General features: G+C 68.2%; 19 protein-coding genes. 10 read left to right on the top strand and 9 right to left on the bottom strand.

All coding sequences use genetic code 11. The annotated features are described in order from the left end of the window. Positions 1–255 precede the first annotated feature (255 nt). The gene (locus HOV91_RS08815) at positions 256–1,905 is read right to left on the bottom strand and encodes an acyl-CoA synthetase (RefSeq protein WP_174184932.1); all 1,650 of its coding nucleotides are present in this window, start codon (positions 1,903–1,905) and stop codon (positions 256–258) included. Positions 1,906–1,965: 60 nt separating this feature from the next. Here HOV91_RS08815 and HOV91_RS08810 point away from each other — a divergent pair, with 60 nt between their 5' ends. Further along, a complete protein-coding gene (locus HOV91_RS08810; protein ID WP_174184931.1) occupies positions 1,966–2,748 on the top strand; it encodes a crotonase/enoyl-CoA hydratase family protein in 783 nt (260 codons plus the stop codon). Positions 2,749–2,824: 76 nt separating this feature from the next. On the opposite strand, the gene HOV91_RS08805 is transcribed toward HOV91_RS08810, so the two are convergent. Further along, positions 2,825–3,244, bottom strand: coding sequence for a VOC family protein (locus tag HOV91_RS08805; protein ID WP_174184930.1), 420 nt, complete (start codon positions 3,242–3,244; stop codon positions 2,825–2,827). Positions 3,245–3,426: 182 nt separating this feature from the next. Between HOV91_RS08805 and HOV91_RS08800 the strand changes: the two genes are divergently transcribed. Further along, positions 3,427–4,425 (top strand): sigma-70 family RNA polymerase sigma factor, encoded by a 999-nt coding sequence (locus HOV91_RS08800; RefSeq protein ID WP_174184929.1) that lies wholly within the window; start codon positions 3,427–3,429, stop codon positions 4,423–4,425. A gap of 162 nt (positions 4,426–4,587) precedes the next feature. Here the strand turns inward: HOV91_RS08800 and HOV91_RS08795 are convergent, their stop codons facing one another. Both HOV91_RS08795 and HOV91_RS08790 read right to left on the bottom strand, forming a co-directional pair. Then, entirely contained in the window at positions 4,588–6,126 is a 1,539-nt protein-coding gene (locus HOV91_RS08795) for an acyl-CoA synthetase (RefSeq protein ID WP_174184928.1), read from the bottom strand. Positions 6,127–6,199: 73 nt separating this feature from the next. Further along, positions 6,200–7,237 carry an LLM class F420-dependent oxidoreductase gene (locus tag HOV91_RS08790; RefSeq protein WP_174184927.1) on the bottom strand — a complete coding sequence of 346 codons (1,038 nt, stop codon included), beginning with the start codon at positions 7,235–7,237 and terminating at the stop codon, positions 6,200–6,202. A 160-nt stretch (positions 7,238–7,397) separates the two neighbouring features. Here HOV91_RS08790 and HOV91_RS08785 point away from each other — a divergent pair, with 160 nt between their 5' ends. From HOV91_RS08785 to HOV91_RS08765, 5 genes are read left to right on the top strand one after another with little or no spacing between them, the layout of a single operon-like run. After that, positions 7,398–8,318: a Zn-ribbon domain-containing OB-fold protein gene (locus tag HOV91_RS08785; RefSeq protein ID WP_174184945.1), complete on the top strand. Its 921-nt coding sequence runs from the start codon at positions 7,398–7,400 to the stop codon at positions 8,316–8,318. 12 nt (positions 8,319–8,330) lie between these two features. Then, entirely contained in the window at positions 8,331–9,359 is a 1,029-nt protein-coding gene (locus HOV91_RS08780; protein WP_174184926.1) for a thiolase family protein, read from the top strand. Continuing rightward, positions 9,356–10,522 carry a thiolase family protein gene (locus tag HOV91_RS08775; RefSeq protein WP_174184925.1) on the top strand — a complete coding sequence of 389 codons (1,167 nt, stop codon included), beginning with the start codon at positions 9,356–9,358 and terminating at the stop codon, positions 10,520–10,522. The genes HOV91_RS08780 and HOV91_RS08775 overlap by 4 nt, the downstream gene beginning before the upstream one ends. A 5-nt stretch (positions 10,523–10,527) precedes the next feature. Then, positions 10,528–11,412: a TIGR03619 family F420-dependent LLM class oxidoreductase gene (locus HOV91_RS08770; RefSeq protein WP_174184944.1), complete on the top strand. Its 885-nt coding sequence runs from the start codon at positions 10,528–10,530 to the stop codon at positions 11,410–11,412. A gap of 28 nt (positions 11,413–11,440) precedes the next feature. Then, on the top strand, positions 11,441–11,857 hold the full coding sequence (locus HOV91_RS08765) for a nuclear transport factor 2 family protein (RefSeq protein WP_174184924.1): 417 nt from the start codon (positions 11,441–11,443) through the stop codon (positions 11,855–11,857). Positions 11,858–11,910: 53 nt separating this feature from the next. Here HOV91_RS08765 and HOV91_RS08760 read toward each other — a convergent pair whose 3' ends face one another. Continuing rightward, positions 11,911–13,212: a cytochrome P450 gene (locus HOV91_RS08760; RefSeq protein ID WP_246349930.1), complete on the bottom strand. Its 1,302-nt coding sequence runs from the start codon at positions 13,210–13,212 to the stop codon at positions 11,911–11,913. A 102-nt stretch (positions 13,213–13,314) separates the two neighbouring features. Between HOV91_RS08760 and HOV91_RS08755 the strand changes: the two genes are divergently transcribed. Next, complete coding sequence (locus HOV91_RS08755) at positions 13,315–14,478, top strand: steroid 3-ketoacyl-CoA thiolase (protein ID WP_174184922.1); 1,164 nt, start codon at positions 13,315–13,317, stop codon at positions 14,476–14,478. 359 nt (positions 14,479–14,837) lie between these two features. After that, positions 14,838–15,254: a helix-turn-helix domain-containing protein gene (locus HOV91_RS08750; protein ID WP_011207048.1), complete on the top strand. Its 417-nt coding sequence runs from the start codon at positions 14,838–14,840 to the stop codon at positions 15,252–15,254. Between the two features lie 291 nt (positions 15,255–15,545). Here the strand turns inward: HOV91_RS08750 and HOV91_RS08745 are convergent, their stop codons facing one another. The 4 genes from HOV91_RS08745 to HOV91_RS08730 all read right to left on the bottom strand — a co-directional run bounded on the left by HOV91_RS08745 (position 15,546) and on the right by HOV91_RS08730 (position 18,854). Next, positions 15,546–15,902 (bottom strand): hypothetical protein, encoded by a 357-nt coding sequence (locus tag HOV91_RS08745; protein WP_174184921.1) that lies wholly within the window; start codon positions 15,900–15,902, stop codon positions 15,546–15,548. A gap of 409 nt (positions 15,903–16,311) precedes the next feature. Next, positions 16,312–16,530, bottom strand: coding sequence for a hypothetical protein (locus HOV91_RS08740; RefSeq protein WP_174184920.1), 219 nt, complete (start codon positions 16,528–16,530; stop codon positions 16,312–16,314). A gap of 525 nt (positions 16,531–17,055) precedes the next feature. Next, positions 17,056–17,967, bottom strand: a complete 912-nt coding sequence (locus tag HOV91_RS08735) for an SDR family oxidoreductase (RefSeq protein WP_174184919.1) — start codon at positions 17,965–17,967, stop codon at positions 17,056–17,058. A 95-nt stretch (positions 17,968–18,062) separates the two neighbouring features. Continuing rightward, the gene (locus HOV91_RS08730) at positions 18,063–18,854 is read right to left on the bottom strand and encodes an SDR family oxidoreductase (protein ID WP_174184918.1); all 792 of its coding nucleotides are present in this window, start codon (positions 18,852–18,854) and stop codon (positions 18,063–18,065) included. Between the two features lie 62 nt (positions 18,855–18,916). On the opposite strand from HOV91_RS08730, the gene HOV91_RS08725 reads away from it, so the two are divergent. Continuing rightward, positions 18,917–19,681, top strand: coding sequence for an enoyl-CoA hydratase family protein (locus HOV91_RS08725; RefSeq protein WP_039794869.1), 765 nt, complete (start codon positions 18,917–18,919; stop codon positions 19,679–19,681). Positions 19,682–19,750 lie beyond the last annotated feature (69 nt).

The following is a 19,750-nucleotide window of genomic DNA, read 5'->3' as shown; positions in this document are numbered from 1 at the left end:
CATCCCCGCCTTCCGCCACCGCCTGGCCTACCAACTGGCCGAACTCGCCAACCGCTGATAGGTGGGTGCAGCGAAGCCGAAGACGGGTTGCCGGTCACTCGGTCCGCTCATCCGGCAAGCTGTCCGGACGTCTTCCCGAGCTGTGACTTGCACTCGTCCGCACCAGGCTGCACGGCAGGACGGTCTGCGGGGGATGTCCGCATAGATCCTTCATGGTCGGCCACCACTCGTGGCGGCCGACCATGCGAAGTGCTGCTACTTCGCGCTCGCCTCGGCGTGGTCGTCGGCCGGGCGGGCCTGGGTCTGCTCTTTGGCCCAGCGGTAGTCGGGCTTGCCCGCCGGTGAGCGCTTGATCTCGTCGACGAACCACAAGCTGCGGGGCAGCTTGTACGGCGCGATTTCCTGGGTGAGCATGGGGCGCAGTTCTTCCAGGGTGGGGCGGGCCGCGCCGCGGCACTGCACGACGGCGACCACCCGCTGCCCCCAGCGCTCGTCGTCGATGCCAACCACGAGTGCGTCGAAGATCTCGGGATGCGTCTTGAGCGCGCCCTCGACCTCCTCAGGATAGATCTTCTCGCCGCCGCTGTTGATGCTGACCGAGCCGCGGCCGAGCATGGTGACCGTGCCGTCCTCCTCCACCCGAGCGAAGTCACCGGGAATGGCGTAGCGAATCCCGTTGAACTCCTTGAAGGTCGCCGCGGTCTTCACCTCGTCCTTGTAGTAGCCGAGCGGGATGTGCCCGCGCCGGGCCAGGATGCCGACCGCCCCGGAGCCCGGCTGCACCGGATTGCCGTCCTCGTCGAGCACGTCGGTGGAGGCGTCGATCTTCACCCGCGGGCCTCCGGTGTGCGTCGCGCCCTTGGTCACGATGGAGATACCGCCGAAACCGGTCTCCGATGAACCGATCGAATCGGAGATCATCCGGTTGGGCAGCAGTTCGAGGAACTGGTCTTTGAGCGCGGGTGAGAACAGCGCCGCGCTGCTGGCCATCACGTAGAGGCTGGAGAGGTCGTAGGGCTGACCGGTTTCCGGGTTGCCCTCGATCAGCGCGTCGAGCATCGGGCGCGCCATCGCGTCACCGGTGATGAAGATCAGGTTGATCTTGTGCTTGTCGACGGCCCGCCACACGCCGTGCCCGGAGAACTCCGGGATCATCACGGCCTTGCCGCCGCCGAACAGGCTGTGGAACGTGGCCCACTGCGCGCCGCCGTGGATCATCGGCGGAATCGGGAACCGCACCATCGCCGGGCTGCCCGCGCCGACCTTCGCCAGTTCCCACTCGTCCTGGACGTATTCGCCGGTGATGAAATTGATGCCGGCGCCGAGCACGCGCCACACGTCCTCCTGACGCCACATCACACCCTTGGGCATGCCGGTGGTGCCGCCGGTGTAGACCATGTACAGGTCGTCCGGGGAGCGTTCGCCGAAATCGCGCTCGCCCGAGGACTGCGCGAGCACCGTCTCGTAATCCGCCGAATCCGCTGCGGTGGGAATCGTGCCGGTCGTATCGTCGTCGACGACGATGACGGTGCGCAGCTGCGGGGTCTTCGGCCGGACGGCAGCGACTCTGTCGCTGTAGCGCCGCTCGTGAATCAGCGCGACCATGTCCGAGTTGTCGAAGATGTACTGCAACTCGTTCTCGACGTATCGGAAGTTCACGTTGATCATCACGGCGCGCGCCTTGAAGATCGCGACCATGGCCTCGACGGCCTCGATCGTGTTCCGTGAGTAGATACCCACCTTGTCGCCCGGCTGGACTCCCTGTTTTTGCAGGTAGTGAGCGAGTTTATTGGCCCGCTCCTCCAATTGGGCGTAGGTGACCTCGCGGCCGTCGTCGGCCAGCGCGACGCGGTCGGGCATCAGGTCGACGGCATGTTCGACAAGGTCCGCTATGTTGTAGCTCACAGCCTTAAAAATAGAACGTGTTACTGTTTCTGACAAGGCTCGAAGTCAGGAGAATCAGCGATGCCGCACTGCCTCGTCGAGAAGCGCGACCATGTCCTCATCGTCACCATGAACCGGCCCGAGGCGCGCAACGCGCTGTCCGGGGAGATGATGGCGATCATGAAAGACGCCTGGAATCAGGTGGACGAGGATCCGGACATCCGGGTGGCGATCCTGACCGGCGCGGGTGGCGCGTTCTGCGCGGGCGCCGATCTCAAGGGCATGACCTCCGAGCACCCCGGCGACACCATCGACGGCGGCGGCTGGAATCCGGCCAAGCTGGAGGCGCTGCTCAAGGGCCGCAGGCTGACCAAGCCGCTGATCGCGGCGGTCGAGGGCCCGGCCATCGCGGGCGGCACCGAGATCCTGCAGGGCACCGACATCCGGGTCGCCGGGGAGAGCGCGAAATTCGGCGTGTCCGAAGCGCGGTGGGGGCTGTTCCCCCTGGGCGGCTCGGCGGTGCGACTGGTCCGCCAGATCCCCTACACCGTAGCCGCGGAAATCCTGCTCACCGGCAGGCACGTCACCGCGGCCGAGGCCAAGGAGATCGGCCTGATCGGGCACGTGGTGCCGGACGGAACGGCACTGGACAAGGCGCTGGAAATCGCCGGGCAGATCGCCGCCAACGGACCGCTCGCGGTGCAGGCCATCCTGCGCACCATCCGGGAGACCGAGGCCATGCCCGAGGAGGACGCCTTCCAAATCGACGCCAAGCTCGGCATGTCGGTATTCCGCTCGGCCGACGCCAAGGAGGGCCCGCGGGCCTTCGCGGAAAAGCGCAAGCCTTCTTTCACCGGAAACTGAAGATTCGGCGAGAGCCCTACGCCCCCGATGCGCGCACCGAGCCGGTGCGCGCATCGGGGACGACCCCTCGCCGGGCTCAGTCGGCGCCCGGGTAATCCATCCAGAACGGCTCCCACTGATGGCCGTCCGGGTCGATGAAGGTGCGGCCGTGCATGCCGACCTGCGCCTCCTGCGCACGCTTGTCCTCGTTCACCTCTTCGGTCGCGCCCGCGGCGACCGCGGCGTCGGTCAGGCTGTCCACCTCTTCGGCGCTGCCGAGCGCGAGCGCGTACGCGGCGTTGATCGCCGTCTGGGTGTCGGCCACCGGCCGCTTGCTGAAGGTGGTGAAGAAGTCCTTGGTGAGCAGCATCAGGCAGATGTTGTCGTCGACCACGATGCAGGCGGCGTTGTCGTCGGTGAACTCCTGGTTGACCTTCCAGCCCAGCGCTTCGTAGAACGCCTTCGACCGGTTCAGATCGGCGACCGGGAGATTGATGAAGATCATCTTGCTGCTCATGGCCTCTTCCTCTCGAGCAAGTCCGTTGTGTCACTGGATATGACGGGCCACGCCCGGAGAACTCATCGCCAGAGCGCCCGTGACAGGTCCCACAGGGCGGACAGGTTTAACGATCTTGATCAGAGGAGAACTCGAGTTCGATGGCCTGTTTTGTGTCGGTGGCCTGTGGCAGGGTGGCTCCCATGAACGACTCGTCCGGCTCCTCTGCCGGCCTCGCTCCCGATGTGCTCGCCGCATTCGAGACCCATCGCAGGGAACTGTGCGCGTATGCCTACCGCATGCTCGGCTCCTCCTTCGAGGCGGAAGACGCCGTGCAGGAGACCTTGACCCGGGCGTGGAAGTCCTATGACTCGTTCGAGGGTCGCGCCAGCCTGCGCTCCTGGCTGTACAAGATCACCACGAACGTCTGTCTGGACATGCTCGACGGCCCGCAGCGCCGGGCCCGGCCGATGGATCTGTCCGGTCCGTCGCGGCCGGACGCGCCGCTGCCCGCGCCCCAGCCGGATTACGTCTGGATCGAGCCCATACCGAACGCGCTGGCCTTCGGCGCCGATCCGGCTGAGCACGCCAGCGCCAAGGACACGCTGCGCCTGGCCTTCGTCGCCGCCTGCCAGCACCTGCCCGCCACCCAGCGCGCGATCCTGATCATGCGCGAGGTGCTGCGATTCTCCGCCAACGAGACCGCCGAGGCGCTCACCATGTCCCCCGCGTCGGTCAACAGCGCGCTGCAACGGGCGCGCGCCACCATGTCCAAGGTCCAGCCCGCGGCCACCGACACCTACGACGAGTCCGACGAGGGCCAGCGCAAGCTGGTGGACAATTTCGTCAAGGCGTTCGAGGCATACGACATGGACACGCTCACTTCCCTGCTGAAAGCGGATGTGGCCCTGGCCATGCCGCCGATCGAGCTGTGGGTCTCCGGCCCGCAGAACGTGGCCGCGTTCATGCTCGGGCACGGAAGCGCCTGCCGCGATTCACGGATGGTCCGCCTGGAGGGCGCCAACGGCCTGCCCGCCTTCGGCCACTACAAGCCGAGCGACGAGCCGGGCGTGTGGGTGCCCTGGTCGATCACGGTCCTGGAACTCGACGGCGACACCATCTCCGGCCTGAACTTCTTCCTGGACACCGAGAAGCTGTTCCCGCTGTTCGGCCTGGCCCCCGAACTCCGCGAGAGTATCTGACCGCAGCGCGCGAATGCGCCCTTCGCAGCGATCACGGCAGGCGCATTCGCTTTTCGGCGTCGTCGCGCGGCCGGACCGCAGCCCCAGCGAACCGGCTACTCGACCGCCGGGTCTCCGCCGGACCCGGGCAGGCTCTCGCCCGAGGCCGTCCGGCGGCGCGGGTCAGGACGCGGGGATGTAGCGCTCGCGGAGTTTGCGCTTGTAGAGCTTGCCGTTGGGGTCGCGGGGTAGTTCGGGGAGGTAGTCGATCGACTTCGGCATCTTGTATTTCGCCAGTTGGGTGGCGGCGAAGGCGAGGAGTTCTTCGGTGAGCGCTTCGTCGGCGGTGGAGCCGTCGGCGGGCTGCACGACTGCCTTCACCTCCTGACCCCAATCGGGGTGCGGAATGCCGAAAACCGCCACGTCGGCGACCTTCGGGTGGGTGATCAGGACGTTCTCGACCTCCGCGGGGTAGATGTTCACACCGCCGGACAGGATCAGGTCCGAGCGCCGGTCGTGCAGGTAGAGGTAGCCGTCCTCATCGAGGTGTCCGATGTCGCCGACGGTGAACAGGTCGCCGACGCGCGAGTCCTCGGTCTTGGCCTTGTCGTGGTGGTATTCGAAACTCGACGCGCCCATGCGCATGTAGACCAGGCCGGGCTCACCGACCGGGACCTCCGAGCCGTCTTCTTCGCTGAGCACCTTGATCACCGACCACGGCCACGCCTTGCCGACCGAGCCGGGCTTGCGCAACCACTCGGAGCCGTTGATCACCGTGCCGCCGCCCTCGGTGGCCGCGTAGTACTCGGTGACCGTCGGCCCCCACCACTCGAGCATCTGCCGCTTGGTCTCCTGCGGGCAGGGCGCGGCGCCGTGCACCATGCTGCGCAGCGAGGACACGTCGTACTTGGCGCGCACCTCCTGCGGCAGCGCGAGCAGGCGGTGGAACTGGGTGGGCACCATGTGGCTGTGCGTCACCCGGTGCTTGTCGATCAACCGCAGCATGTCCTCGGCGTCCCAGCGATCCATCAGGACGAGCTTGTGGCCCAGCTGGATCGAGATGGTGGCGAAGTTCAGCACCGCCGTGTGGTACAGCGGCGAACCGCAGATGTGCACGTGATCGTCGTAGGGCGCTAGCTCGAACAGGCCGAAGAACGCGGTGGTGTGCGGCGGAACGACATCGGGGTCGGCTCCCGTCAGCGGCCGACGGACACCCTTGGGCCGTCCGGTGGTTCCCGAGGTGTACAGCATCGGCGCGCCCGTGCTGCGGTCGGACGGGCGCCCGGTGTCCGCGGCGCCGAGCCAGGCCACCGACTTGAAGCCCTCGATCTCGCCCACCGCGAAACGTGCCGTCGCGGGCAGCCCCGCCTCGTCGGCGGCGGCCTTCGCGGCGGCGGCGAAACGATCGCTGGCGATGAACGCCTTGGCCTCGCTGTCGCCGAGGATGTAGGCGACCTCCGGACCGGTGAGATGCCAGTTCACCGCCACGATGTACAACCCGGACTGGTAGGCCGCGAAATAGGCCGCGATCGCCTCCACGCAGTTGTGCACCATGCTCACCAGCACGTCACCGGTTTTCAGGCCCAGCCCGCGCAGGCCGGTGGCGTACCGATTGGCGAGCGTGGCCAATTCGCGATACGTCACCTCCCGGCCCCAGGGATCGACCATCGCGATCCGATCGGGTTCGGCTTCGGCGATGTTCCACAGACCGAGAATTTTCACTGACTCCTGCGTGGAGGGAGGCGGAGCCGACGGGGAGGGTGAGGCATTCACCCCAATGAATTTAGAACGTGTTCTACTGTTCGACAAGGGGTGCGAGCCGATGCAATTGCGCGACATCGGGAACCGACACCAGCATCATCGTGACGCCCGCGGCCTCCCAGACCCGCAGTTGCTTGCGCACATGCTCCTCGTCGCCGATGATCGCGGTGTCCAGGATCAGCTCGTCCGGCACCATCGCCGCCGCCTCGGCTTTCTTGCCCGACTGGAACAACCGGCCGATCTCGTCGACCTCGCGGTTGTAGCCCATCCGCCGGTACACCTGGGCGTGGAAGTTCAGCTCGGGCGCACCCATGCCGCCGATGTAGAGCGCCATGATCCAGCGCATCCGCTCCAGCTCGCTCGCCGGGTCGTCGGTGATCACCACCTGACAACTCGCGGCGATCTCGAAATCGTCCCTGCTGCGCCGCGCGCCGGCCCGCGCGAACCCCTCGTCGAGCCAGTCGTCGTACATCCCGGCCAAACGGGGCGCGTAGTAGATGGCCAGCCAGCCGTCGGCGATCTCGGCGGTGAGCGCGACGTTCTTCGGCCCCTCCGCGCCCAGCCAGATCGGCAAATCGGCACGTAGCGGATGCACGATCGGCTTCAGCGGCTTACCGAGCCCGATCGAGCCCGGCCCGGTGTAGGGCAACGGATAGTGCGGCCCGTCGTTGGTGACCGGCGCCTGGCGCGCCAGCACCTGGCGCACGATCCCGACGTACTCGCGGGTGCGCTGCAAGGGCTTGGCGAACGGCTGGCCGTACCAGCCCTCCACCACCTGCGGACCCGAGACGCCCAGGCCGAGTATGGCGCGCCCGCCGCTGAGGTGGTCGAGGGTGAGCGCGTGCATGGCGGTCGCCGCGGGCGTGCGCGCCGACATCTGCACCACCGACGTGCCCAGGCGGACCCGCCGCGTGGACGAGCCCCACCAGGTGAGCGGACCGAAGGCGTCCGACCCCCAGGACTCGGCGGCGAACACGGCGTCGAACCCGGCTTCCTCGGCCGCCACCACCAGCTCCCCCGCGTTCGCGGGCGGCTGCGCCATCCAGTACCCGAGTTGCAATCCGAACTTCACGCCGGACCCCTTTCCGATCAACTGCTTGCCACCAGAGTTAGAACCTGTTCTACTCGATATCGTGACTCAGGGGAATACTGCATCCACGGCAATCGCTGGTGGTAGCGGCACGGCATTGAACACAGCCGCCGTGCCCGATGTACTCAGCGCGCCCCTACGGATGCGTTTCGATTACACCCGCTCCGTCGGACCCACCATCGGCACTTTTCTGAACCGGTTGCGCGACCGCAAGATCGTCGGCGCGCGCGGCTCGGACGGCCGGGTGATCGTGCCGCCGCCGGAATACGACCCGATCACCGCCGAACCGCTGACCGAATTCGTCGACGTCGCCGCCACCGGCACCGTCGAATCGTGGACCTGGGTGCGCGAGCCGCTGCCCGGCCAGCCGTTCGACCGCCCGTTCGCCTGGGCGCTGATCCGGCTGGACGGCGCGGACACCACCCTGCTGCACGCGGTCGACGTCGCCGCGCCCGAGGACATCAGCACCGGCTTGCGGGTGACCGCACGGTGGGCCGAGCAGACCGAGGGCAGCATCCGCGACATCGTCTGCTTCGAGCCGGGCGAGAAGGTCGCCGCGCCGGTGGAATCCGCGTCCGCCGAACCGGTTGCCGTGATCACCACGCCGGTCGACCTGTCCTACAAGCACACCGCGTCCCCGCAGGAGACCGTCTACCTGCGCGGACTCGCCGAAGGCAAGCTCATCGGCGCGCGCACCGACGCCGCGGGCAAGGTGTACTTCCCGCCGCGCGGCGCGAACCCGACCGACGGCAGGCCGACCGACGAGTTCATCGAGCTGTCCGACCGCGGCACGGTGACCACCTTCTGCATCGTCAACGTGCCGTTCCTCGGGCAGCGGATCAAGCCGCCCTACGTCGCGGCGTACGTGCTGCTCGACGGCGCCGACATCCCGGTGCTGCACCTGGTGCTCGGCTGCGACGCGAGCGAGGTGCGCATGGGCATGCGGGTGGAGGCGGTGTGGAAGCCGCGCGAGGAGTGGGGCTACGGCCTGGAGAACGTGGACCACTTCCGTCCCACCGGCGAGCCGGACGCCGAGTACGAGACCTACTCCCATCACCTCTGAGAGAGGCGCACGTTGACTGACAACGCCACCGACATCGCGGTCGTGGGGTTCGCCCACGCGCCGCACGTGCCGGAGACCTTCGGCACCACCAACGGTGTCGAGATGCTGGTGCCCTGCTTCCAGCAGCTCTACGACCGACTCGGCATCACCAAGTCCGATATCGATTTCTGGTGCTCGGGCTCGTCCGACTACCTCGCCGGACGCGCGTTCTCGTTCATCTCGGCGATCGACGCCATCGGCGCGGTGCCGCCGATCAACGAGTCGCACGTGGAGATGGACGCGGCCTGGGCGCTGTACGAGGCGTGGGTGAAACTGCGCTCGGGGCAGGCCACGACGGCGCTGGTCTACGGCTTCGGCAAGTCCTCCGCGGGCACGCTGCGCCAGCTGCTCACCATGCAGCTGGACCCCTACCTGGTCGCGCCGCTGTGGCCGGACGCGTGGTCCATCGCGGGCTTGCAGGCGCGCGCCGGTCTGGACGCGGGCCGCTGGACCGAGCGGGACATGGCGGCCGTGTCCGCCGGTGACGGCGACGTCGAAAGCCTGCTCGACCAGCCCTATGTCGCCGATCCGCTGCGCGCGCACGATATCGCGCCGGTCACCGACGGCGCGGCCGCCATCGTGCTCGCCGTGGGCGACCGCGCCCGCGAACTGTGCGAGCGTCCGGCCTGGATCACCGGCATGGCGCACCGGGTCGACACTCCGGTGCTCGGCGCCCGTGACCTGACGGTCTCGCCCTCCACAGCCGCCGCCGCCCGAGCGGTCACCGGCGGCGACGTCAGCGGCTTCGACATCGCCGAGTTGCATGCCCCGTTCAGTCACCAGCAGTTGATCCTCGCCGAGGCGATCGGGCTGACGAACGGCACGAAGGTGAATCCGTCCGGGGGCGCGCTCGCGGCCAACCCGATGTTCGCCGCGGGCCTCGAGCGCATCGGCTTCGCGGCCGAGGCGATCATCGCGGGTTCGGCGAATCGAGCGCTGGCCCATGCCACCAGCGGCCCCGCCTTGCAGCAGAACCTTGTGACCGTTTTGGAGACCCGATGACCTTGCCAGCGGCGGTGCTCGGCACCGGACAAACCCATCACGTGACAAAACGGACCGACGTGTCCATGGCGGGCATGTGCCGTGAGGCGATCGATCGCGCCCTCGCCGACGCCGGTCTCACCATCGCCGACATCGACGCGGTCGTGGTCGGCAAGGCGCCCGACCTGTTCGAGGGCGTCATGATGCCCGAGTTGTTCATGGCCGACGCCCTCGGCGCCACGGGAAAGCCGCTGCTGCGCGTGCACACCGCGGGCTCGGTCGGCGGCTCCACCGGCATCGTGGCGACCAACCTGGTGCAGGCGGGCGTGCACAAGCGCGTGCTCGCGGTGGCCTGGGAAAAGCAGTCGGAGTCCAACGCCATGTGGGCGCTGTCGATTCCGGTGCCGTTCACCATGCCGGTCGGCGCGGGCGCGGGCGGGTACTTCGCGCCGCACGTGCGTTCCTATATCCGGCGCTCCAACGCCCCGAGCCACATCGGCGCCATGGTCGCGGTGAAGGATCGCCGCAACGGCGCCAAGAACCCGCTGGCCCACCTGAAGCAGCCCGACATCACGCTGGAATCGGTGCTGGCCTCCCAAATGCTGTGGGACCCGATCCGCTTCGACGAGACCTGCCCGTCCTCCGACGGCGCGTGCGCGATCGTGCTCGGCGACGCCGACGCGGCGACCGAGGTGGAGGCCACCGGCCGGAAGGTCGCCTGGGTGCACGCCACCGCGATGCGCACCGAGCCGACCACCTTCGCCGGGCGCGACCAGGTCAACCCGCAGGCGGGCCGGGACGCGGCCGCGGCGCTGTGGGAGGCGGCGGGCATCACCAATCCGCTCGAAGAGATCGACGTGGCCGAGATCTACGTCCCGTTCTCCTGGTTCGAACCGATGTGGCTGGAGAACCTCGGCTTCGTGCCGCAGGGTGACGGCTGGAAGCTCACCGACAAGGGCGAGACCGACGTCGGCGGCACCCTCCCGGTCAATCCGTCCGGTGGCGTGCTGTCGTCCAACCCGATCGGCGCGTCCGGGCTCATCCGGTTCGCCGAGGCCGCCAAGCAGGTCATGCAGCGGGCCGGGGACTATCAGGTCGAGGGCGCGCGCAAAGCGCTCGGGCACGCCTACGGCGGCGGTTCGCAGTACTTCTCGATGTGGGTGGTCGGATCGGAGCGGCGGTGACCGCGCTGAAGTTCACCCTCGGCATCGCGCTGAGTCCACTTGACCAGCTCCCCGAGCTCGCGAAAACGGCCGAGCAGTGCGGTTTCGCTTCCATCGCGCTGCCCGACTCGCTGTTCTACATGAAGTCGGCGTCGGCGAAGTACCCCTACACCGCCGACGGCAGCCGGTTCTGGGGACCGGACACACCGTGGGTCGACCCGCTCATCGGCGCGACCGCGATGGCGGCCGTCACCAGCCGCATCCGCTTCTACACCAACGTGCTGAAGCTGGGCTCGCGCAATCCGCTGCTGCTGGCCCGGCAGGTCGGCTCGGTGGCCAACCTGTCCGGCAACCGCTTCGGCTTCGGCGTCGGGATCGGCTGGGCGCCGGAGGAATTCGAGTGGTGCGGGGTGCCGTTCGCCCGCCGCGGCGCTCGGGTGGACGAGATGATCGAGGTCATCAAGCTGGTGCTGGCCGGTGGCATGGTGGAGTACCACGGCGAGTTCTTCGACTTCGATCCGCTGCAGATCAGCCCGGCGCCGAGCGCGCCGGTGCCGTTCTACATCGGTGGGCACACCGAGGCGGCGCTGCGCCGCGCCGCACGGGTGGGCGACGGCTGGACCTCGGCCATGATGACCTACGACGAACTGCGACGCACCATCGGCAAGCTCGACGCGCTGCGCGCCGAGTTCGGCCGGGCCGGCGAGCCGTTCGAGATCCAGGCGGTGTGCGTCGACCGGTTCGGCAGGTCCGGCTATCAGGACCTCGCCGACGCGGGCGTCACCGACGCGATCGTGGTGCCCTGGCTGGCCGACGGCATCGGTTTCGACGGCGAGCTGTCCGCCAAACAGGACTCACTGCGCAAGTTCGCGCAGCAGTACATAGCCGAACCCGTCCTCGCCGCGCGGTGAGGACTACCCGCTGGCCAAGGGAGGCCATATGACCACCACCGAGCATCCGGCCAGGGCCGCGGGCCTGGCCTCGCAGGCCGCCGTGCGGGCACGGGACAAGCGGGCCTGGGTCGCGCTGTTCGCGGCGGACGGCATCGTGGAGGACCCCATCGGCCCGTCCGGCTTCGATCCGGAAGGCAAGGGCCACCGCGGCACGGAGGCCATCGCCGCGTTCTGGGACAAGGCGATCGCGAAGACCGACCTGATCGAGTTCCTGTTCGGTGACTCCTTCGCGTGCGGCAACGAGGTCGCCTTCACCGGCACCATCCGCAGCACCATCGGCGGTCACCGGATCGACGCCGACGGCGTGTTCACCTACCGGGTGGACGACGAGGGCAAGATCTCCGCGCTACGTGCGTTCTGGGAGGTCGATCGCGCCATGAAGACCGCGCGACCGGCCGACTGAGCGGGCACACGAAGGAGGGCTCTCGCACCGTGGCGCGAGAGCCCTCTCGTGTTTCAGTGCGCGACCGGGCAGGTCTTGTAGTCGACCGGAAACTGCTTGATCCCGTTGAGCCAACCCGAGCGCAGCCGCTTCGCGTCGGCCACCTTGGTGATGTCGGGCAGATGGTCGGCGATGGCGTTGAAGATCAGGTCGATCTCCAGCCTGGCCAGGTTCGCCCCGATGCAGAAGTGCGCGCCGGTGCCGCCGAAGGCCAGGTGCGGGTTGTCCTTGCGCATGATGTCGAACTTCTCCGGGTGGTCGAAGACCTCCTCGTCGAAGTTGGCCGAGCGGTACAGCATGACCACCCGATCGCCCTTCTTGATCCGCACGCCGCCGAGTTCGGTGTCCTCGAGGGCGGTCCGCTGGAACGAGGTGACCGGCGTGGCCCACCGGATGATCTCGTCGGCGGCCGTGGCGGGCCGTTCCTTCTTGAACAGCTCCCACTGGTCCGGATTCTCCAGGAACGCCATCATGCCGTGCGAGATGGCGTTGCGGGTGGTCTCGTTGCCCGCGACGGCGAGCATGATCACGAAGAAGCCGAACTCCTCCTCGCTGAGCTTGTCACCGTCTACGTCGGCCTCGATCAGCGTGGTCACGAGGTCGTCGGCCGGGCACTGCTTGCGGGAGGCCGCCATCTGGTAGGCGTACCCCAGGATCTCGGCGGAGGCCGCGACCGGGTCGGCGGTGCTCTCCGGGTCGTCGTAGCCGGTCATGTCGTTGGACCAGGTGAAGACCTTCATCCGGTCTTCCTGCGGGACGCCGATCAGCTCGGCGATGGCCTGCAACGGCAGTTCGCAGGCGATCTGGGTGACGAAGTCCCCGGAGCCGGCTTCGGCCGCCGCCTTCACGATCGACTCCGCGCGCGCGGACAGCTCCGCGCGCAGGCCGTTGATGGCGCGCGGGGTGAATCCGCGGGAGATGATCTTGCGCAGCTTGGTGTGCTCGGGGGCGTCCATGTTCAGCAGGACGATCCGCTGCAGCTCGATCTGCTCGCGGGCGATGTCGTCGTTGAATCGCGGGATGGCGGTGTTCTCGTAGCTGGAGAACACGTCGCTGCGCCGCGAGACCTCCTTGACGTCGGCATGTTTGCTGACCACCCAGAAGCCCTCGTCGTGGAAGCCACTGACGTCGGGCGACTGCGGATTCCACCAGATCGGCGCGGTCCGGCGCAGTTCGGCGAACTCCTCGACCGGAACACGCTCGGCGTAGATGTCCGGGTCCGTGACGTCGAACCCGTCCGGAAGATTCGGCCGGGCATTCCGAGTGTCTACCACCAGATGTCTCCTTCGACAAACTGAAACACGTTCTATAATCATTGAAGCACAGGCGCGAGTATGAGGAAAGAAACCGGACAGATCCGCCCCTGGCAAGTGCTATGAACGCGTTTCAGTTTTCTGTCCCATAAGGAGAGGTTGGACATGGGCACACCCGTGATCGTCGAGGCCGCACGCACCCCGATCGGCAAGCGCGGCGGCTGGCTGGCGGGCCTGCACGCGGCCGAACTGCTCGGCGCGGCCCAGCGCGGACTGCTCGAGCGCGCGCACCTGGACCCCGCACAGGTCGAACAGGTCATCGGCGGCTGCGTCACCCAGGCGGGCGAGCAGTCCAACAACGTCACCCGGGTCGCGTGGCTGCACGCCGGCCTGCCGTGGCAGGTCGGCGCCACCACGATCGACACCCAGTGCGGCTCGGCCCAGCAGGCCAACCATCTGATCGCAGGGCTGATCGCGACCGACGCCATCGAGATCGGCATGGCCTGCGGCGTGGAGGCGATGAGCCGGGTTCCCCTCGGCGCCAACGTGGGTGAGCACGCCGGGCCGCGCAGGCCCGCGTCGTGGAACATCGACCTGCCCAACCAGTTCGAGGCGGCGGAGCGAATCGCCAAGCGGCGCGGCATCACTCGCGGGGACGTGGACGCGTTCGGCGCGCGCTCGCAGCGCTTGGCCGGACAGGCCTGGGCGGAGGGCCGGTTCGATCGCGAAGTGCTCACCGTCACCGCGCCCGCGGTCGACAAAGAGGGCAATCTCACCGGCGAAAAGCTCGACGTGTCACGGGACCAGGGCCTGCGCGAGACCACCGTAGAGGGCTTGGCGAAGCTGAAGCCGGTGCTGGAAGGCGGCGTGCACACCGCGGGCTCGTCCTCGCAGATCTCCGACGGCGCGGCGGCGGTGCTGCTGATGGACGAAAAGGCCGCCCAGCGTGCTGGTTTGCGGCCGCGGGCGCGGATCGTCACCCAGGCGGTGGTCGGCGCCGAGCCCGAGTTCCACCTCGACGGCCCGGTGCAGGCGTGCAGCAGGCTGCTGGAGCGGTCCGGCATGAGCATCGGGGACATCGACCTGTTCGAGATCAACGAGGCGTTCGCCTCGGTCGCGCTGTCCTGGGCCTCGGTCCATCAGCCGGATATGGACCGGGTCAATGTCAACGGCGGCGCCATCGCCCTCGGGCATCCGGTCGGCTCCACCGGATCACGCCTCATCACAACGGCTTTGCACGAACTCGAGCGCTCCGATCGCTCCACCGCAATGGTTCTCATGTGCGCCGGTGGCGCACTCGCGACAGGAACCATCATCGAACGTTTGTGACTTCAACCATTTCGTGCGCGTTGGTTGAACGTTCATCCCCTAGGGGCACAAACGTGTCGTACGCCACACAAACTCATGTACCGCCGAGTCCATGAGACGTCAGCTATCTTGCGGCTATCAAGACCCCTTGCGTCGAGACCGCAGCGACGGGCCAGAACCGGTTCGTACTGCGGCTTCTCGAGAGGCCTTGGCGTGACCCGCAAACGCGACCGTCCCAGTGCCTTCGCCGCCCTTCGACCTAGAAGCTTCAAGGAAATCCGGAATCAGGCGTAGGTTTTCAGTTACTGAGCCGCTAATATCAATGATACGTATCCGAGATAACGACTGTTAGTACAGCGAAGGGAATTGGGCGGCTCACAATGGCTGATTTCGCGGCGCGGCTGAACAAGCTGTTCGAAACCGTGCATCCCCCGGGGCGTAAGCCGCACACCAACGCGGAGGTTGCGGCGGCGCTGACGGCCTCCGGACATCCGATCTCGAAACCGTACCTGTCGCAGTTGCGGTCGGGACAACGGACGAACCCGTCGGATGAGACGGTGGCCGCCCTGGCGAAGTTCTTCAAGGTCAAGCCGGACTACTTCTTCAACGACATCTATGCCGCCAAGATCGATCACGATCTGGAGCTGCTGTCCCAGCTGCAGGGCTACGGACTGCGACGGCTGTCGAGTAGAGCGTTCGACCTGTCCGAAGAATCACAGAACCTGCTCACGTCCATGGCGGAGAAGTTGCGGGCCAGCGAAGGCTTGCCCGAAATTCCTCCGGATGGCACCGAATAGGTTCTACCGCACGGCTGCACAGTGCGACCCACCGGGTCGCACTGTGCTGCGTTATGCACGTGCAAATGTGCGCACAGCACACTGCCGGCGCGCGTGCGTGCCCCGATAATTACGGGCACGCACGCGCTCCGGTCTTCGCTGTGGTACGGATCACTCACCCGCTTAACCGCTTTCAACTCGATAGAGCGGTCTACGTTCGGGCCGAACGAGATTCCTGATCCAACCGGTCTGTCCGAAAAGTCCGATCGGTCGCGCTATTGCGTCGGAGTGATCGTATTCGCGCGAAGTTGGTCAATTTCGCGCGTTCACAACCCCGGTGGCCCGATAGGCGCGCACGATGGCCTGAACCCAGCCCCGAGGACTAATGCTTCGGGCGGAGCAATCCACCGCGAACTCCCCCGCGGGATCGTGCGCCCACCGCGCGACCCGATCGGCCGGTCCGGCACCGAGGCCTGCGGCGGTGCGAGTTCCGCCAGCACGAGCCCTGCCGGACTGCAGGTACAGCGCGTCGATGAGCTGCGCCACTTGGTCGGAAGCTTTGAACTGCGCGGAGAATCCACTCTGTTCGTGCGCCACCATTTCGGGGAAGCGGTCGACCACGACTTGGTGCAGCGACCGGATCCGGCGCAGCGGCACCCGGGCGCGCACCCGAGTTCCATCACGATCCACACCGCGCCGAGCGCAATGAGCAGGCGCGAGAGCGCCCAGGCGGGCCAGGCCCAAGCCGGATTGCCGGGCGCGCTCCGTGCAGCCGAGCCGACGGCGGCGGAACCCCTTGCGGCCGAACCGGTCGCGGCAGAACCCGTTGCAGCCGAACCGGTGGCGGCGGAACCAACGCCCGCCGAACCGATACCAGCCGAACCGGTCGCGGCAGAACCGACACCCGCCGAACCGATACCAGCCGAACCGGTCGCGGCAGAACCGACACCCGCCGAACCGACGCCCGCCGAACCGATACCAGCCGAGCCGACCGCGGCTGAGCCGGTGCCGCCCACTACAGCGGAACCAATACCCAACGCAGCAGAACCGGTACCGCCCACGACAGCAGAACCGGTACCTAATCCAGCGGAACCCGTGCCAGCGCAGCCGATCCGGTGCCGAGCACCGCCGATCCGGTGCCCGTCACGACCGAGCTGACGGCCGCCGAACCGGTGCCGAGCACCACGCCGAGACCAGCCGAACCGTAACCGAGGGCGGGCGCCAGACCGGACGAACCGGAACCAAGGACCACTACCCCCAGCCGAGCCAGTGCCCAACGCAGCAGAACCCGTGCCACTCACGGCAGCGGAACCGGCACCCAACCCAGCGGAATCCGTCGCCCGCGCGGTCGCACCGGTGCTGAGCACCGCACCCGGACCAGTCGACCCGGAATCGAGAACCGCACCCGACTCGGCTGGACCGGCAGTGGAACCAGCGGACGCGGAATCCCCTCTGGTCGATCCGGTTCCGGCGGTCGGGTCGGCCGCGGCCGCGCTGATCTGCGACTGCTGGCCCGGCACGGTCAGTGGGTACCAGGGGTCGCCGTTGGCATAGGGCGGCGGAGCGGGACTGCGACGCATGAGGGGCGGGAGGGTTGCGCGTCGGCGGAGGCCGCGCCCGCCGAGCAGCGCGGAGCCCGCGACGGCGCAGGCTGCGGCCAGCACACGGAGTGCGCGACCTCCTGCCATGCGCCGAGCCTTCCCCTCATCAGTCGAAGCGCAGTTCTGTGCCCGGTCGCCACTCTCACACGGGACTTTCCGAACGGATGGGTGCCCATATTAGACCCCGGCCCGGGAACGCGCCCCGGAAAGGGCGAAGCCGATCAGGCCCCGTAGACCGGCTCCGGCGGAGTCGCCTTGGCGATCAGATCGGCCACCACGGGTCCGAGCTCGGCCGGATCCCAGCGCGCGCCGCGATCGACGGCCACCCCGTGCCGCCATCCGTCGGCCAGCGCCACCTTGCCGCCCTCGACCTCGAACACCCGCCCGGTCACCGCCGCCGATTGCGGGCTGCCCAGCCACACCACCAGCGGAGACACGTTCTCCGGGGCCATGGCGTCGAAGCCGTTCTCCGGTTTGGCCATCATGTCCGCGAACACCGTCTCGGTCATCCTGGTGCGCGCGGACGGGGCGATCGCGTTCACCGTCACGCCGTAGCGGGCGAACTCGGCGGCGGCGGTCAGCGTCAGGCCCGCGATGCCCGCCTTGGCGGCACCGTAATTGCCCTGACCGACGCTGCCCTGCAGACCGGCGCCGGAGCTGGTGTTGATGATCCGGCCGTCGACTGGGCGGCCCGCTTTGGCTTCCGCGCGCCAGTATTCGATCGCGTGCCGCATGGTGGCGAAGTGGCCCTTCAAGTGCACGCGGACCACCGCGTCCCACTCGTCCTCGCTGAGGTTGACCAGCATCCGGTCGCGTACGAAACCGGCGTTGTTGACCAGCACGTCCAGCCTGCCGAAGGTGTCGACGGCCTGACGGACGAGATTGCGGGCGCCTGCCCAATCGGCGACGTCGTCGCCGTTGGCCACGGCCTGGCCGCCGAGCGCCTCGATCTCCGCGACCACTTGCGCGGCAGGCGTTTCCGCGGTGGCCGCGCCGTCCAGCGTCGAACCGATGTCGTTGACCACCACGTGGGCGCCCGCCGCGGCGAAGGCGAGGGCGTGTGCCCGGCCGATGCCCCGGCCTGCGCCGGTCACGATGACGACGCGCCCGGCGCAGATCTGCTCGGTGTCCATACTGTGTCCCTTTCCGATACGAGCGGTGGCCTCCGTGGTCACGCTCCGCTGCCGCTTCCGGGCCTGACCGCTCATGCCCGGTGTCCCTTCCGACCTCAGCGGTGACCTCCGTGGTCCTCGGCGGTGGAGGCGGCGAGGAAGGCGGGCCGCTCGCCGCCGCCGTGCACCAGCAGCGTCGCGCCGCTGACGTAGGCAGCCAGCGGCGAGGCCAGGAATACCGCACAGCGGCCCACGTCGTCGGGGCGGGCCATGCGGCCCATGGGGATGGTCCGTCCCACCGCGTCGACGCCGTCCTGGTCGCCGTAGTGCAGACGGCTCAGCTCGGTGTCCACCGGGCCGACCACCAGCGAGTTGACCCGCACTCTCGGCGCCCACTCGACAGCGAGCGAGCCGGTGAGGCTGTCCATGCCCGCCTTGGCCGCGCCGTAGGCCGCGGTGCCCGGCGACGGGCGGTGCCCGCTCACGCTGGAGATGTTCACGATCGAGCCGCCCTCGTCCTGCCGCTGCATCACCGCGTTGGCGGCCTGCGCCATCAGCAGCGGGGCCAGCAGGTTCAGCTCGACGATCTTGGTGTGGAAGTTCTTGCTCGCTTCGGCGGCGAGCGCGAAAGGAGCGCCACCGGCGTTGTTGACCAGATGGTCGAGACGGCCGTGGCGCTCGGTGATCGTGTCGATCAGCGCGCGGACCGCGTCCTCGTCCCGCACGTCGCAGGGCAGGTAATCGATCGCGCGACCGTCGACTTCGACCGGCGCGTCGGCCGGTCGCCGCGCGCAAGCCACGACGGTCGCGCCCGCGGCGAGGAATGCCTTGCTCACGCCGGCGCCGACGCCGCGTACGCCGCCCGTCACCAGAACGACGCGCCCGGCCAGATCGATTTCGAGTGCCACCGTGCTAACCTACCAAGCAACTGCTTGCTTTGCCAATGCGCGCACACAGGACGGGACTTGCCATGGGGATCAACCGCCACTCCGAATCGACCGGCATCAGCGTGGTCACGGTGGACTATCCGCCGGTCAACGCCATCCCTACCGACGGCTGGTTCGCCATCGCCGACGAAGTGCGCGCGGCGGGCCGCGATCCCGACACCAAGGTCGTGGTGCTGCGCGCGGAGAACCGGGGGTTCAACGCGGGCGTGGACATCAAGGAGATCCAGAGCAAGCCCGGCCACCAAGCGCTGATCGACGCCAACCACGGCTGCTTCGAGGCGTTCGCCGCGGTGTACGAGTGCCAGGTACCGGTGATCGCGGTGGTGCAGGGGTTCTGCCTGGGCGGCGGTATCGGATTGGTGGGCAACGCGGACGTCGTGATCGCCTCCGACGACGCCACCTTCGGGCTGCCGGAGGTGGACCGCGGCGCACTCGGCGCGGCGACGCACCTCGCACGGCTGGTGCCCCAGCACCTGATGCGCGCGCTGTTCTACACCGCGAGCACCATCACCGCGCAGCAGCTGCACCACTACGGCTCGGTCTACCAGGTGGTGCCGCGCGCCGAGCTGGACGCCGCCGCCTTGGAGCTGGCCAAGAACATCGCAGCCAAGGACGGCCGGGTGATCCGGGCCGCCAAGCGCGCCCTGAACGGCATCGACGTGCAGGACGTGCACCGCAGCTACCGGTACGAGCAGGGCTTCACCTTCGAACTCAACCTCGCCGGCGTCGCCGACGAGATCCGCGCCCGGTTCGACGACGACCTCGCGGCGCGCAAGAGCGGCCAGTGAGACGCGGCGCGAACGACGGGCCCGCAGCCGGCGGTATGCGCGACCACGGAGGGCCCCGAGAGCGCCGCC

Origin of the sequence: Nocardia barduliensis (assembly GCF_013315795.1) — a bacterium.
GTDB lineage: Bacteria > Actinomycetota > Actinomycetes > Mycobacteriales > Mycobacteriaceae > Nocardia > Nocardia barduliensis.
The sequence above is the reverse complement of the archived record's forward strand: the minus strand, read 5'-3'. Positions and strand labels throughout refer to the sequence as shown.